The organism is Staphylococcus hyicus (genome assembly GCF_000816085.1).
Classification (GTDB): Bacteria; Bacillota; Bacilli; order Staphylococcales; family Staphylococcaceae; genus Staphylococcus; species Staphylococcus hyicus.
In genome coordinates this window covers 1,524,111-1,539,732 of the sequence record NZ_CP008747.1, presented here as the reverse complement: position 1 = coordinate 1,539,732, position 15,622 = coordinate 1,524,111, and the positions used below count along the sequence as shown (strand labels likewise).

Here is a 15,622-nt window from a genome sequence, read left to right as displayed (position 1 = left end):
GTTGATAAGATGAGCGAAAATAAATATGAACATAGAAATCCCAAACCGCCAAAAGGAGGTATGAAACGTCGCAAAAAACGACGCATACGTAAACTTCCATTTATTATTTTGGCAATTATCCTTTTATTAATAGCAACAATTGTTTTTTCGGTTTCGAGCTATCGTTCTGGTCTTGAAGTGGCCAAAGATCATAAACAAGCACCTAAGTTACATAAATTTAATGGTACATCTAAAAATGATGCCAAAGCAACGGTACTTATTTTAGGATCTGACCGTGAAGATGGTGGTGTTTCCCGAACAGATTCCATCATGATTGCACAATATGATTTCCTACATAAAGATATGAAAATTGTATCTGTCATGCGTGATATTTATGCGGACATCCCTGGTTACAACCGTTACAAAATCAATACCGCATATTCATTAGGCGGTCCAGAATTGTTACGCAAAACGTTAAAAGAAAATTTAGGCATCGAACCAGAATATTATGCCACGCTTGATTTTAAAGGATTTGAAGCTATGATTGATGAATTAAGTCCTGAAGGTGTGCCTATTAATGTTGAAAAAGATATGTCGGCCAAAATTGGTGTATCACTTAAAAAAGGCGAGCATCGTTTGAATGGTAAAGAATTGTTAGGATATGCGCGTTTCCGACATGATGAAGAAGGTGATTTTGGACGTGTACGACGCCAACAACAAGTGATGAGTGCGTTAAAACAAGAGCTTGTTCAACCGTCGACAATATTTAAATTGCCAAAACTTGCTGGTATTATGCGTGGATACGTGGCAACGGACATGCCTGACTCTGCGATTTATCAAACGGGTATAAGTTTTATTATTCGTGGCGATAAAAACATTAAAACGTTAAGTGTGCCCGTTAAAGGTACATACGAAGATGTTACTACGAATGATGGAGGTAGTGCGTTAGGTATTGATAAAGAAGCAAATAAAAAGCAAATTGAAGAATTTTTAAATCAATAATTTTTCACAAGAGGTTAGGTTTTAAATATTTATTCCTTTGATTATTCCTTAATACGTCACTTTTATGATTACATTATTTCTGTAGAATTAAAATAATAGCCATTAACTTCATGCTTAGATGAATGTTAATGGCTTTTTGAGTTATGGGTGAAGCGATGTCAAAGCCCGAAGTTAAATATAAATATGTTACACATAATGCTTTATATTTTATTTCAAGATTTTTCATTTAATGTTTTTTTAAGATTGATCTGCTTTACGTACGCCGCCTACACCATAATGTTGTGGTTTCATTTCTTCGATAACAACAGAAATGGCATTTCGATTTGCTTTTGTCGTTTTCTCTACGGCATCTGTGACTTCAGAAACGAGAGCTTTTAATTGTTCATCAGAACGTCCTTCTAATAATTGTACTGTAACGATTGGCATGTTTGTCGCCTCCTTTTTCTTTTATTATAGCATTTTCTTAGCAGAAGACTGCCTTATCTTAAGATTTTTAAAATTTTTAGGGTATGATTTGCCAAAAGAATTCTTTTAAAGATATGATAGAGAAAACGTTTAAATCACGGAGGTAGTTTATGGGTTTTGAGAACATATTAACGTCATTAGGAATTAACGGTATGCATGTGTATATTCGGCTAGATCAAAATGAATATCAAGTGTCCGATGCCATTAGCGGGTGTATTCATTTTAAAGCTGGAGACAGTGCACAAACCGTGACACACACAGAAGTCAAACTCATTGAAAAATATGAAAATAATGATGAAACGAGTGAATTTTCACAACTAGAAAATGAATTGGATACGTTTACACTCGAAAACAGCTTCACTGTTGAAAAAGGCAAACCTCAAAAAGTTACATTTAATTTCAAACCAGAAAACCTCAATTTTCAATCTGAAGAGAGTAAAGTGTATTTAAAAGCACACGTATATATTGATTTGGGTGTGGATGAAGAAGTGGAAGAAATCATCCCTTATATCAATCATTAATAGATGTTCATCAGAGAGGCCAAATGCGTACGATTACTGCGCAATGGCCTCTTTTTTATCTACATGAAGAGAAAAATAAGATTTCATTCTTGAAAACAGAACGTATGTTCGTATATAATAAAACCATCTTTCAATATGAAAAAAATGGGGTGGTTGGATGTATGATTATCATTTATTAGAAAACAGGGATATTTTATGTGTGGATCAAAAAAGTTTCTTTGCGAGTGTTTCATGTATTGAAAAAGGTTTAAATCCATCAAAAACCAAATTAGCTGTAGTTGCAGATACGAAACGGCAAGGTTCAGTCGTACTTGCGGCGACACCAAAACTAAAAGAACTCGGGATAAAAACAGGCTCACGTTTATTTGAAATTCCGCACCGGAGTGACATTTATATTATTAATCCTAGCATGCGAAAATATTTAGAGGTATCATTGAAAATTTCTCAAATTGCCTTACGTTATGTCCCAGCAGAAGATTTACATCAATATAGTATTGATGAATTTTTTATGGATGTGACTAAAAGTTATTATCGGTTTAATACCACGCTTCAATTATTTTGCGAACGCTTAATTAAAGAGATTTTTGATGAAACACAAATACAGTGTGCCATTGGTATTGGACCAAATATGTTAATGAGCAAAGTAGCTTTAGATAATGAAGCTAAAAATAATGACAACTATATTGCTGAATGGCGCTATGAAGATGTTCCGAGTAAGCTATGGAAAATTGAACCTTTACGTGATTTCTGGGGGATTAGTAAACAAACTGAAAAAAAGTTAAACCAGCGCGGAATTTTTAATATAGGTCAACTGGCACAATATCCATATCAATATTTAAAACGTGATTTCGGTATCGTAGGTGTAGATTTACATCTTCATGCGAATGGTATAGATCAAAGTCATATTAGTGACACGTATCAAGTGATTAACCCGTCCATATGTAAAAGCCAGATTTTAATGAGAGATTATAAATATGAAGAAACAAAAGTGGTAATGCAAGAACTTATTGAGGAGGTGGCAAGTCGTTTAAGAGTACGTAACCAATTTGCGAAGACAATTCATTTCTCATATGGTTATAGTGAAGGTGGCGGCGTATCTAAACAATATACGTTACAAGATGCGACTAATTTAGATCGTGACATCATTCAAACGGTATTTCGATTGGCAGATGAAAAGTGTGATAAAACGAAATTATATCGTACATTGAGTATATCCTTAACACAATTTGTAGCGGATACAGATCGACAACTCAATTTATTTATAGATGAATATCAACGTCGACGAGATGAAAAGTTAGCAAAAGCAATCGATTATTTACATCAGAAATATGGGCGAGGCAGTGTATCGAAAGCAGTGTCATTTACAGATGCGGGAACAAAACACAATCGGCTCGGCTTAATGGCCGGACATAAAATGTAGCTAAAAATGTCACGATTTAAAAATATGTGTTATTAACGATAAGTTTAAAACAACGATAATTATATTATGTAAACTTCAATAGGTAATCTATAGATAAAACCGGGCAACTAGAGGAGCGTTGCTCGGTTTTATGGGTTAATTAATATACGTATCAAATTGATGTGACAATGCTTGACGACCGGCATCGCGATCAGCAGCCGTTTTAAAACTGATGCGTAATGCGCCATAAATATCTTCACGAACTTCTAAAATACGTAAATTACTAATTGAAATGTGATGGGTGCTTAAAATGTCGAGTACTTGAGAAATTGTGCCAGGCTTATCCGGAATATCAACATATAAATCAAACGAACTGTTCATAGCCCCCTTACTACGCAAAGGTAGTTCGTCACGGTATTGTTTTGCATTGTTAAAAAATGAATACAATCCGTTTGCATCTTGAGATTCAAGTAACATCATTACATCATCTAATTGTGTGCGTAATTGTTTCATAGCATTTAAAATATGTTGCTTGTTTTCTAAAGATATATCTCGCCACATTTCAGGACTACTACTTGCGATGCGTGTAATATCACGAAATCCCCCGGCAGCTAAGTCTTTAACCCAAGGAGAGTCATGCGCATAAAATGCATTTAAATTCACTAAACTCGATGCTACAAAATGAGGAACATGACTGACAATACCAGTGATTTTGTCGTGTTCGTCCGCAGTCATAGAGATGATTTTAGCACGGGTATATTGAAGTAACGATTGTATCTTATCAGAAGCGTGATTGTTTTCAGGCAAATCATGAACGAGTACATAATAGGCATTTTCAAATAAGTGTTTTTTAGCATTAAGCACACCACTCTTATGGCTCCCAGCCATAGGATGTCCACCGACAAGATGAATGTGCTGATCTAATAATGGACGTTCAAATGCTTGTATCGTTGACTTTGTACTTCCAGTGTCTGTCACAATAAGGCCAGGACGTGTAGCGTATTGTGACATCTCTTTAAGGTAAGTTGTCGTCGTTTGAACAGGTGTGGCAAAAATAACGATGTCAGCCTGAGTTAACCCATGTGCATAATCAGTCGTTATCGTATCGACGATTCCCATAGAAATCGCACGTTGTAATTGATGGTGATTGGCATCGTAAGCTGTAATATGAATGTCTTCGTAAAAATACTTTAAATTACTTGCTAAACTCCCACCAATTAAGCCTAAACCTACGAAAAAAATATTAGTCATAATACACCGCCTATTGTAATAATATTCAGATATTTTAACATTTTAAAGCGTTTAATTGCAATAGAATGTACGATGATTTTGTGATGAAATACAAGAAGACAGGTATAATGAAATAAAGAATACTAAAAAGGGAGTGATCAACATGATTAATCAAACAATCACATTTTTAAAAGATTTGACAGCCATACATAGCCCTTCAGGTGATACTGAACTTGCAATACACTATGTTAAAGAACAACTAATAAAAATGGGATATGCACCGGAATTAACGCGTAAAGGTGGTTTATATGTAGAAGTAGAAGGACGAAACAAAACACAAAAACGATGTATTACCGCGCATGTAGACACATTAGGCGCAATGGTGAAAGAAGTATTAGATGATGGTCGCGTACGCATTGATTTAATTGGTGGATTTAAATATAACGCGATTGAAGGGGAGTATTGCTCGATTCGCACAGCTGATGATCAAACATTTACTGGTACCATTTTATTACATGAAACATCACCACATGTTTATTTAAACAACCAAAAAATTGAACGTACCCAAGACCATATGGAAGTCCGTATAGATGCGAAAGTGATATCTAAAGAAGAAACGTTAAATCTCGGAATCAATGTAGGAGATTTTGTGAGTTTTAATCCACGTACAGAAGTGACAGCAACAGGTTTTATAAAATCACGTCACTTAGATGATAAAGTAAGTGTCGCTTTGATGCTTTCATATTTAAAAGAATTAAGTAACAATAAAATAACATTACCATATACAACCATATTTTATATTTCAAATAATGAAGAAATTGGTTATGGTGCAAATTCTAATATTGATACATCCGTTGAAGAATTTATAGCTTTAGATATGGGGGCTATAGGAGATGGACAAAATACTGATGAATATTCCGTTTCAATATGTGCAAAGGATGCTTCTGGACCATACCATAAAAAATTACGCCATCATCTCGTAAATTTATGTCGAAAAGAAAACATCCCATATAAAGTCGATATATATCCTTACTATGCATCTGACGCAACTGGCGCACTTCATGCAGGTGCGGATGTGAAACATGGTCTATTTGGTGCTGGTATTGAATCCTCTCACGCGATGGAACGTACGCATGAAGATGGGATTACTGCGACATACAATTTACTTAAAGCGTACTGTGAATCAGAAACAATGGTTTAACCATAAAAGCGTTTTCAAGTGAGGGGCAGCAGTCATTTAAGATAAATGAAGGATAATGTGTAATGCATTCAAGACAAGCCACGTAAAAAAGTTTAGCTCAAATCGTCTCAATATTGGCGTATTAAGGTTTAATACGTTAAAATATAATGAGACAAAAGTATCGATAATGACACAAAGTATTGATGAAAAACAGCATGTCTTCGAGCGATGAATGAGATTTAAAAATAAAAAACGCGTTACATCTTTGTCAAAACACCTTTCATCAAATTGGAAAAAGTCTATCCAATGTTCGAACATATATGACCATCTCCAGAAATACTTACTAAATGTTTTAGAGAAATAGGAGTTATAAAATGAAATTTACAAATTTAACAACGGCTGAATTTGGCGCATTTGCTGATGCTATGCCATACAGCCATTTTACGCAAATGGTAGGAAATTATGAATTAAAAGTGGCAGAAGGTGTTGAAACGCATCTTGTTGGGATAAAAGACAACCAAAATAATATTCTTGCAGCATGCTTATTAACTGCTACACCTGTCATGAAGTTTTTTAAATATTTTTATAGTAATCGTGGTCCAATTATTGATTACGAAAATAAAGAACTTGTTCATTTTTTCTTTAATGAACTTGCAAAATATGTAAAAAAATACAATGCGCTATATTTACGTGTTGATCCTTATTTACCTATGTTAAAGCGTAACCATGATGGAGAAGTCATTGAACGATTTAATAACGATTGGATTTTTGACAAAATGGCCGAACTAGGTTACGACCATGATGGCTTCACAATTGGTTTTGATCCAATTAAACAAATACGTTTTCATTCTGTTTTAGATTTGCAAGGTAAAACAGCTAAAGATGTTTTAAATGATATGGATAGCTTAAGAAAGCGCAATACTAAAAAAGTACAAAAAAATGGTGTAAAAGTGCGATTTTTAAAAGAAGATGAACTCCATATTTTTAGAAGTTTTATGGAAGATACATCTGAAGCAAAAGATTTCTTAGATCGAGATGATGATTTTTATTATAATCGTTACAAACATTATAAAGAGCGCGTACTTGTACCACTTGCATATATTGATTTCAATGAATATATTGAAGAATTGAAAAATGAAGAACGTACGTTAAACAAAGAAATTGCTAAAGCTGAAAAAGATCTCGAAAAACGACCAGACAATAAAAAAGCACAAAATAAAAAACAAAATCTTGAGCAACAACTTGAAGCGCAGAACGCTAAAATCGAAGAAGCACAGCAACTTCAAGCCGAGCATGGGAATGAACTCCCAATCTCTGCAGCGTTCTTCATCATTAATCCATTCGAAGTTGTCTACTACGCGGGAGGAACAGCTAATAAATTCCGTCATTTTGCGGGAAGTTACGCCATTCAATGGACAATGATTAATTATGCAATTGATCAAGGCATTCCACGCTATAACTTCTATGGCGTCAGTGGTGATTTCTCAGAAGGTGCGGAAGATGCTGGTGTTGTGAAATTCAAAAAAGGGTTTAACGCAGATGTCCTTGAATATGTTGGTGATTTTGTGAAGCCAATTCACAAACCTGCGTATCAATTATATACACAACTTAAAAAAATAAAAGATAGAAAGTAATGTAAAAGAAGGGGATTCATTGGTATGAAATTTACAGAACTCACAGTGGAAGAATATGACCAATTTGTACAAAATCCTGCTTTAGAAAGCCATTATTTCCAAGTTAAAGAAAATATTGGAACACGTGAAGCAGACGGGTTTCAAGTTGTTTTACTCGGCATCAAAGGTGAAAATAATCAAATTCTAGCAGCAAGTTTATTTTCAAAAATTCCTACAATGGGAAGCTATGTATATTACTCTAACCGAGGTCCAGTTATGGATTATTCTGACTTAGGTTTAGTCGATTTTTATTTAAAAGAACTTGAAGTGTATTTACAAAAAAATAAATGCCTATATGTCAAAATGGACCCATATTGGTTATATCAAGTTTATGACAAAGATATCAAACCAATTTCAGATAAAGATGCAAATGAAAAGCTCGTACAATTATTTAAATCGCATGGCTATGAGCATCATGGCTTTACAACATCTTATGACACATCAAGTCAAGTGCGTTGGATGGGTGTATTAAATCTTAAAGATCAAACACCTCAAACCCTAAAAAAACAATTTGATAGTCAACGTAAACGCAATATTAATAAGGCAATTAATTATGGTATTCGCGTGAAGTTCTTAAATGAAGATGAAGTTGATCAATTTTTAGAATTATACCGTGAGACAGAAGCACGTGCGGGATTTGTTTCTAAAACTGATGCGTATTTTAAAAACTTTATTACAAACTATGGTAGCAAAGCACTTATTCCATTAGCTTATATCGATTTAGATGAGTATATTACTTCGTTGCAAGATAGTTTAAATGATAAAGAAACGCGCCGTGACCAAATGATGGCAAATGAAAACAAATCGGATAAACAATTGAAAAAAATTGCTGAATTAGATAAACAAATTGACCATGATAAGAGTGAAATGTTAAAAGCGAGTGAATTACGTAAAACAGATGGACAAATTTTAAATTTAGCGTCTGGTGTGTATTTCGCAAACGGTTATGAAATTAACTATTTTTCAGGTGGATCAAGTGAAAAATACAATCACTTTATGGGCCCATATGCAATGCATTGGTACATGATTAATTATTGTTTTGAACATGGTTATGAACGTTACAATTTTTATGGATTATCTGGAGATTTTACTGAAAACAGTGAAGACTATGGTGTGTATCGCTTTAAACGTGGTTTTAACGTTCAAATTGAAGAATTAATTGGAGATTTCTACAAACCGATTAATAAACCGAAATATTTCTTGTTCAATACGCTGAATAAAGTACGCGCTAAAATAAAAAAATAATAACTAAAACGCTCACAAACGTATGATTTGTGAGCGTTTTAGTTTAAAAGCAATAAATTGTGCGGATATTTAAGAGAGAAATTTAACATATTTATATTATGTAAACCTTCAATGGATTCACTAACATCCTATTACATATAAAACGCTTGTAGGTTAATGAATTGAAGTGTTGTGGTTGCAATGTGCTGTGACATCGTGATATATAGCGGGCTTAAAAATCGTATTTTGAGATTGTGTAATGCTAATGACATGATCTAAAACTGATATACACATATATAGACATATATAACGGAATAACTGGATATAGCAATTTCAAATTTCAATTTAGTTTACATAATATATATTATAGGAAGTTAACTATAATGAGCATGCTCTACCACTTTTTAACAGCACAAAGACCTACTAGCCAATTGCTAACAGGTCTTTATGATTTATATTTTCGTTCAATACGGGATAATTCCTTTTGGTATTTTTTCTCTTGACGTTTTTTACGCCAATGACGTGTGAAGTACCATAAAATTAAACTAAGTATAAGACTAAGCACTGATACGAATGCTGCGAATCCTAACAAAGGTTCATACGTGATATTGTAGAAATTTGGTAAAATGAAAGCCAAACAACCTAAAACAACGAAGCTAAGAATTGCTATAAAAAACCATTTGTTTAAAACTAAAGTACAAAATACAGTAAGTACAATCATTATAGCAATTGATATCCATAAATAGTTAGGCATATCTAAAATCGTCATCATGGAACCCCCTTTATCATATTGTCTCTATTATACCTAACTTTAGAAGTTATGTATGTACAAAGAAATAAATTCATCTTTGAAAATAATGTATAATAGATTTAACTATTCTTAAAAGGAGGAATTTGAATGACACAAAAACTTAAACCTCGTAAGGATGTACCAGTTTCGGAAACGTGGGATTTAAGGGATATTTATGAGAGTGATGTCGCCTTCGAACATGCAATTAATACTTTAGTTACAAAGGCGGAAGTATTTCATAAACACTATGCTACGACGATACATAATGCTGAAAGTATCGAAAAGGTATTAGATGCATTATGTGAATTAACTATTGAAATTGACCGTGTTGCGAATTATGCGCATTTACAATTGAGTGTTGAATCCACTGACCCTGAAAAACAACGCCTAAATGCCCTTTTTAGTCAAAAATATGGGAAAATATCAAGCCAATTGACTTTTGTTGAATCTGAGCTGTTACATCTAGATAAAGCTGTACTTCAGAGTGCAATTAAAACATCAAAATATGATTATTATTTAAAACGTTTATTAAAAAAGCAACCGCATCAATTACATCCCGAAGCCGAAAAAGTTTTAGCAGAAATGGTTGCTGCGCTAAATGTACCGTATGATTTATATGAAGTGACTAAAATGTTAGATATTGACTTTGGGCAATTCGAAGTGAATGGCCAGGTTTATGACATGGATTACACAACATTCGAAGGGGTATATGAAGATGATCCTAACACAGAACTTAGACGACAAAGTTTCAAACATTTTAGTGAAACATTGCGCAAATATCAACATACGACAGCAGCTGTTTATCAGGCACATGTTCAAAATGAAAAATTAGAGGCAAATTTACGTGGCTATAATTCTGTAATTGATTTCTTATTAGAAGATCATGATGTGCATCCAGACATGTATCATCGCCAAATTGATATCATAATGTCAGACTTAGCCCCTATCATGCGTCGATATGCACGATTATTAAAAAAAGTGCATCAATTAGATTCCCTGAAATATGAAGACTTAAAAATCTCTATTGATCCAGACTATGAACCACAAATTTCAATCAAAGATTCTGAACAATATATTTACAACGCACTTGGTGTCCTTGGTGAGGATTATTTAAAAATGACACAAAGTGCGTACAATGAACGTTGGATTGATTTTCCTCAAAATAAAGGTAAAGAGACAGGTGCATATTGTGCAAGCCCTTACTTCACCCATAGTTATATCTTTATTTCATGGACTGGTAAAATGAATGAAGTGTTTGTACTCGCACATGAACTTGGTCATGCAGGTCATTTTCACTTAGCACAGTCACATCAAAATATTTTACACTCTGAATCTTCTATGTATTTTGTAGAAGCCCCGTCAACGATGAATGAAATGCTTATGGCACAATATTTACTAGAAAAAAATAGTGAAGATCCTCGATTTAAACGTTGGGTGCTTAGCTCGCTAATTTCTAGAACGTATTACCATAATATGGTGACGCATTTACTTGAGGCGGCCTTCCAAAGAGAAGTATATCGTTGTGTAGATCGAGGAGAATATTTAACAGCAGACAAATTAAATGCGATAAAAAAACAAGTGATTGAAACGTTTTGGGGTGATGATGTAGAGTTAACCCCAGGTTCAGAATTAACATGGATGCGACAACCCCACTATTATATGGGTTTATATCCTTATACGTATTCTGCAGGTTTAACAATTGGAACATTAATGGCGCAACGCATCAAACATGAAGGTCAGAAGGCAGTAAATGAATGGCTCGAAGTTTTAAAAGCAGGCGGTAGCATGTCCCCTGTTGAATTAGCACAAATCGCACATATAGATATGACGAGCGAAAAGCCTCTCAAAGATACGATTCAATTTATTGGCTCACTTGTCGAAGAAATTGAAAATTTAACACAGCAAATATAATTTGCCTAAGCGCTAACTTGTTTAAAATAATAGAGTTAGCGCTTATTTAGTTTGACTTAAACACTTCATCACTATATATTAAACATATAAACAACAAAATCGAACAAAAACAAACATGCATATTAATAAAATAGCAAGGATGAGTGGAATGAAAAAAGTATTAACCGTGACATTAAATGCTTCCATTGATATTAGTTATCATATGGATGCAATACGAATCGATACGACAAATCGCGTTTCTCAAGTGTCAAAAACTGCTGGAGGTAAAGGACTTAATGTGACGCGTGTAGCGCATCAATTGGGTATTGATGTTACTGCTAGCGGTATCTTAGGTGGGACATCAGGATTATTTATTAAACAACAGTTGGATCGACTTCATATTCCTCACAAATTTTTAGATAGTGGTGTAGAATCACGCTTTTGTATTGCTATGATAACACCGGATGCACAAACAGAAATATTAGAAAGCGGAACTCAATTGGAATTATCAGTTCAAGACCAATTTCTTATTTTTTATGAAACACTAGTTCAAGCGTATGATATTATTGTTATTTCAGGAAGTATCCCACCGGGTTTAACGGTATCGATTTACCAAAAGTTAATTGAAATTGCCAAACGTCAAAATAAATTTGTTATTTTAGATGTGAATGGTGCGACATTAGCAACGATTTTAAATGATCATACGTCTTTTAAACCGGATCTCATCAAACCTAATGAAGAAGAAATAGCGGAATTAACTGGTTATAACGGTCATTTTTCTATGCAAGGATTACAAGAGGCATTGAAAAAACCGCTATTTAATGATCTGTCAAACATTCTTGTGACACTTGGTAAAGATGGTGCACTGTTAAAGCATCAAGACCAGTTTTATCAAGTCAACATTCCCGAAATAAATGCAGTGAATGCTGTTGGTTCTGGAGATAGTTCAATCGCAGGTTTTTGTTCAGGGTTAACACAGTCTTCCGATATTATATCGGCCACTAAACACGCAATGGCAGCAGGCATGTCGAATGCCATGCAACATGAAACTGGAAAAATTAATCTTGATGATTTTGAAAGTTTGTTATCTCAAATCACCATTAGTCATCTATAATGTCATAAAAAATCCTTCAAAGGTCAGTAATTGACCTTTGAAGGATTTTTTAAATATATGCTACGTGTCATCTATTAAGCTTGATTATCTTGAACGTGAGCCCACCCTTTTTTAGTAAGAACAATTTTACCTGTTTCAATATTGATGAGTCGTTTTTTATATAAATGTCCAATTGCACGTTTAAATGCACCTTTGCTCATATTAAACACTTCTTTAATAGCTTCAGGGCTTGATTTATCCCAAAATGGTAATTCCCCTTCGTATTCCATCAGGAGCTGAATAATTTTTTCACCATCATCATCAAGACGTTCATGTGCTAATGGTAAAAATGATCCATTTAATTCTCCTTTTTCATTAAAACCTATAATGCGTACTTGCATCGCTTCTCCTAATCTTGGTTCCTCACGTCTTTCAGATTCATGAACAAAAATTTTGTGCCCTTTTTCTGAAAGTAAAAAAGTACCTACACGTAAGAGTCGATATGGTCGTGCTGATATAACCTTATTTTGAAATTGGTCATCATGAATAGGTGTAAACATTTGTTGCACTGTCGTTTCTGAGGCTAAACGCGCAAACATTTGTCGCTCACGGTCAATACGTAGTGTACAGAGAACGGCATCTCCTTTTTGTGGCCATAATGATTTGATTTTAGGCAAATCTTCCCATGGTATTAAAACTTCGCGGGGTAAGCCCACATCGACACGTGCACCGTCACGATCCGTACTAATCACATTTACAAAGTCGTAACGCCCTACCGTGATATCAGGCATATTTTGAGTAGCGAAAAGTTCCCCAGATCTATTAGGGAAAATAAAGAAACTGTAGGATTCACCTATTTCTAAATCATCATCGTCGTTAATCTCTGATGGATTTAATTTTACTCTTTCTTTATTTGGTCCTTCTAATATATATGTTGATCCTTCTAGTGCTTTTACTTCTAAAAAGTCTATAGTCCCAACGATTTCATTTTCTTTAAAAGACATAATTATCTCCTCATAATTTGATTAATACTATTATATCATGAGTCAAAGGTAGAAGCATTAAGTGTTCGCTTTAACTAACGGCAAATCATGTCGAAACCCTTCTAAATATATGGTATAATGCACCCGTTAGTATTAATGTATAAAGGAGAAAATGCATGTTACAAGTTACCGATGTTAGTTTACGTTTTGGTGATCGTAAATTATTTGAAGATGTTAATATAAAATTCACACCTGGAAACTGTTATGGTTTGATTGGCGCAAATGGTGCGGGTAAGTCTACTTTTTTAAAAATTCTTTCAGGAGAAATTGATTCTCAAACGGGTCATGTCTCACTAGGGAAAGATGAACGTTTAGCTGTGTTAAAACAAGATCACTTTGCATACGAAGATGAGCGTGTGTTAGATGTTGTCATTAAAGGTCATGAGCGTTTGTTTGAAGTAATGCAAGAAAAAGATGCGATTTACATGAAGCCTGATTTTAGTGATGAAGATGGTATTCGAGCTGCAGAACTTGAAGGTGAATTTGCAGAGATGAACGGCTGGAATGCTGAATCTGATGCGGCTACCCTCTTATCTGGTTTGGGTATTGCGACGGACTTACATGATAAAAAAATGTCTGAGTTAGAAAATAACCAAAAAGTTAAAGTATTGCTTGCACAGAGTTTATTCGGCGAACCCGATGTACTATTACTCGATGAGCCTACAAATGGACTTGATATCCAAGCGATTAGTTGGTTAGAAGATTTTTTAATTAATTTTGACAATACTGTCATTGTCGTGTCGCATGACCGTCATTTCTTAAATAATGTATGTACACATATTGCTGATTTAGACTTTGGTAAAATCAAGATTTATGTCGGGAATTATGATTTTTGGTATCAATCTAGTCAATTGGCACAAAAAATGGCGCAAGAACAAAATAAGAAAAAAGAAGAAAAAATGAAAGAGCTTCAAGACTTTATTGCGCGTTTCTCTGCGAACGCTTCTAAATCTAAGCAAGCAACGAGTCGTAAAAAACAATTAGAAAAAATTGAATTAGATGATATCCAACCGTCATCACGTCGATATCCATTCGTTAAATTTACGCCAGAACGTGAAATTGGTAACGATTTGTTGTTTGTTCAAAATATCTCTAAAACAATTGATGGAGAAAAAGTTTTAGATAATATTTCATTTACAATGAACCCTAATGATAAAGCAGTTTTAATAGGTCAAAGTGAGATTGCTAAAACAACGCTTTTAAAAATCTTATCTGGAGAAATGGCGCCAGATGAAGGTTCAGTAAAATGGGGTGTCACAACATCTCAAAGTTACTTCCCTAAAGACAATTCGGAGTACTTTGATAATGTGAATATGGACCTAGTTGAATGGTTACGTCAATATGCACCTGAAGATGAGCAAACGGAAACATTTTTACGTGGCTTTTTAGGTCGTATGTTGTTTAGCGGTGAGGAAGTTAAGAAAAAAGCAAGTGTACTTTCAGGTGGAGAAAAAGTACGTTGTATGTTAAGTAAAATGATGCTTTCAAGCGCAAATGTATTATTACTTGATGAACCTACAAACCATCTTGATTTAGAAAGTATTACATCAGTCAATGAAGGGTTGAAATCATTTAAAGGTTCTTTAATCTTTACTTCTCATGACTTCGAATTCATCAATACCATTGCCAATCGTGTGATTGATCTTGATGAACCTGGAAGTTTATCTAAAGAAATTTCATATGAACGTTATTTAGAAGAAAAAGGTTTATTAAAAAAGAAATAATTCATAAAGATAACGGTGTGGGCTAAAATTTTTCAAATGTGAGTGCCCATGCCGTTTTTATAGGTATAAGTTTTCAGTAAATTTTAAAAAATCGCCCTTTTCTGTTTACATGAGAAGTGCTGCTATGTATAATGATAAACATAACAAATAAATCATTACTGATGAGGCGCATCAATCATAAGTAGATATATCGTTTATTGCCTGCAAGCATGATATATCCAAAGGGTGAGATGCCGAAATAAACAGGATTTGCAGAAACTGTTTGTTGGATTCTGTGGTTAAGAGCTAAGAGTCTGTCATTATTTACGGATAATGGAGTGCATCACTTGTATATATTCTTAAACAAGTTCGCACACCGAACTTGTTTTTTTATATATTGGTGCCCTATCTATAAATGAATGATCTCAAG

General features: G+C 34.1%; 13 protein-coding genes and 1 riboswitch. Of the genes, 9 read left to right on the top strand and 4 right to left on the bottom strand.

What is annotated here, in order from left to right; genetic code table 11:
- The first annotated feature begins 9 nt into the window (after window positions 1-9).
- Window positions 10-981 carry an LCP family protein gene (locus SHYC_RS07365; protein WP_039645857.1) on the top strand — a complete coding sequence of 324 codons (972 nt, stop codon included), beginning with the start codon at window positions 10-12 and terminating at the stop codon, window positions 979-981.
- 237 nt (window positions 982-1,218) lie between these two features.
- Here the strand turns inward: SHYC_RS07365 and SHYC_RS07360 are convergent, their stop codons facing one another.
- A complete protein-coding gene (locus SHYC_RS07360; RefSeq protein WP_039645855.1) occupies window positions 1,219-1,407 on the bottom strand; it encodes a 2-hydroxymuconate tautomerase in 189 nt (62 codons plus the stop codon).
- A gap of 149 nt (window positions 1,408-1,556) precedes the next feature.
- Between SHYC_RS07360 and SHYC_RS07355 the strand changes: the two genes are divergently transcribed.
- Window positions 1,557-1,967: a sporulation protein gene (locus SHYC_RS07355; RefSeq protein WP_039645854.1), complete on the top strand. Its 411-nt coding sequence runs from the start codon at window positions 1,557-1,559 to the stop codon at window positions 1,965-1,967.
- Between the two features lie 157 nt (window positions 1,968-2,124).
- On the top strand, window positions 2,125-3,387 hold the full coding sequence (locus tag SHYC_RS07350) for a Y-family DNA polymerase (protein ID WP_039645852.1): 1,263 nt from the start codon (window positions 2,125-2,127) through the stop codon (window positions 3,385-3,387).
- Between the two features lie 135 nt (window positions 3,388-3,522).
- Here SHYC_RS07350 and SHYC_RS07345 read toward each other — a convergent pair whose 3' ends face one another.
- Window positions 3,523-4,617 (bottom strand): prephenate dehydrogenase, encoded by a 1,095-nt coding sequence (locus SHYC_RS07345; protein ID WP_039645850.1) that lies wholly within the window; start codon window positions 4,615-4,617, stop codon window positions 3,523-3,525.
- A gap of 142 nt (window positions 4,618-4,759) precedes the next feature.
- Here SHYC_RS07345 and SHYC_RS07340 point away from each other — a divergent pair, with 142 nt between their 5' ends.
- The 3 genes from SHYC_RS07340 (at window position 4,760) to SHYC_RS07330 (ending at window position 8,694) form a co-directional block, all read left to right on the top strand.
- Window positions 4,760-5,797 (top strand): M42 family metallopeptidase, encoded by a 1,038-nt coding sequence (locus SHYC_RS07340; protein WP_039645848.1) that lies wholly within the window; start codon window positions 4,760-4,762, stop codon window positions 5,795-5,797.
- Between the two features lie 353 nt (window positions 5,798-6,150).
- Window positions 6,151-7,410, top strand: coding sequence for an aminoacyltransferase (locus SHYC_RS07335; RefSeq protein WP_039645845.1), 1,260 nt, complete (start codon window positions 6,151-6,153; stop codon window positions 7,408-7,410).
- A 24-nt stretch (window positions 7,411-7,434) separates the two neighbouring features.
- Window positions 7,435-8,694, top strand: a complete 1,260-nt coding sequence (locus tag SHYC_RS07330) for an aminoacyltransferase (RefSeq protein ID WP_039645843.1) — start codon at window positions 7,435-7,437, stop codon at window positions 8,692-8,694.
- A 424-nt stretch (window positions 8,695-9,118) separates the two neighbouring features.
- Here SHYC_RS07330 and SHYC_RS07325 read toward each other — a convergent pair whose 3' ends face one another.
- Window positions 9,119-9,442 (bottom strand): hypothetical protein, encoded by a 324-nt coding sequence (locus tag SHYC_RS07325; RefSeq protein ID WP_039645839.1) that lies wholly within the window; start codon window positions 9,440-9,442, stop codon window positions 9,119-9,121.
- A 129-nt stretch (window positions 9,443-9,571) separates the two neighbouring features.
- Between SHYC_RS07325 and pepF the strand changes: the two genes are divergently transcribed.
- Together pepF and SHYC_RS07315 are read left to right on the top strand one after the other, a co-directional pair.
- The gene (gene pepF / locus SHYC_RS07320) at window positions 9,572-11,374 is read left to right on the top strand and encodes an oligoendopeptidase F (RefSeq protein WP_039645837.1); all 1,803 of its coding nucleotides are present in this window, start codon (window positions 9,572-9,574) and stop codon (window positions 11,372-11,374) included.
- A 148-nt stretch (window positions 11,375-11,522) separates the two neighbouring features.
- Window positions 11,523-12,467, top strand: coding sequence for a 1-phosphofructokinase family hexose kinase (locus tag SHYC_RS07315; protein WP_039645836.1), 945 nt, complete (start codon window positions 11,523-11,525; stop codon window positions 12,465-12,467).
- A 74-nt stretch (window positions 12,468-12,541) separates the two neighbouring features.
- Here the strand turns inward: SHYC_RS07315 and SHYC_RS07310 are convergent, their stop codons facing one another.
- Window positions 12,542-13,450, bottom strand: a complete 909-nt coding sequence (locus SHYC_RS07310; RefSeq protein ID WP_039645833.1) for a CvfB family protein — start codon at window positions 13,448-13,450, stop codon at window positions 12,542-12,544.
- Window positions 13,451-13,605: 155 nt separating this feature from the next.
- On the opposite strand from SHYC_RS07310, the gene SHYC_RS07305 reads away from it, so the two are divergent.
- Window positions 13,606-15,213 carry an ABC-F family ATP-binding cassette domain-containing protein gene (locus SHYC_RS07305; protein ID WP_039645831.1) on the top strand — a complete coding sequence of 536 codons (1,608 nt, stop codon included), beginning with the start codon at window positions 13,606-13,608 and terminating at the stop codon, window positions 15,211-15,213.
- A gap of 153 nt (window positions 15,214-15,366) precedes the next feature.
- A riboswitch (Lysine riboswitch) is annotated at window positions 15,367-15,544 on the top strand.
- Window positions 15,545-15,622: the final 78 nt, after the last annotated feature.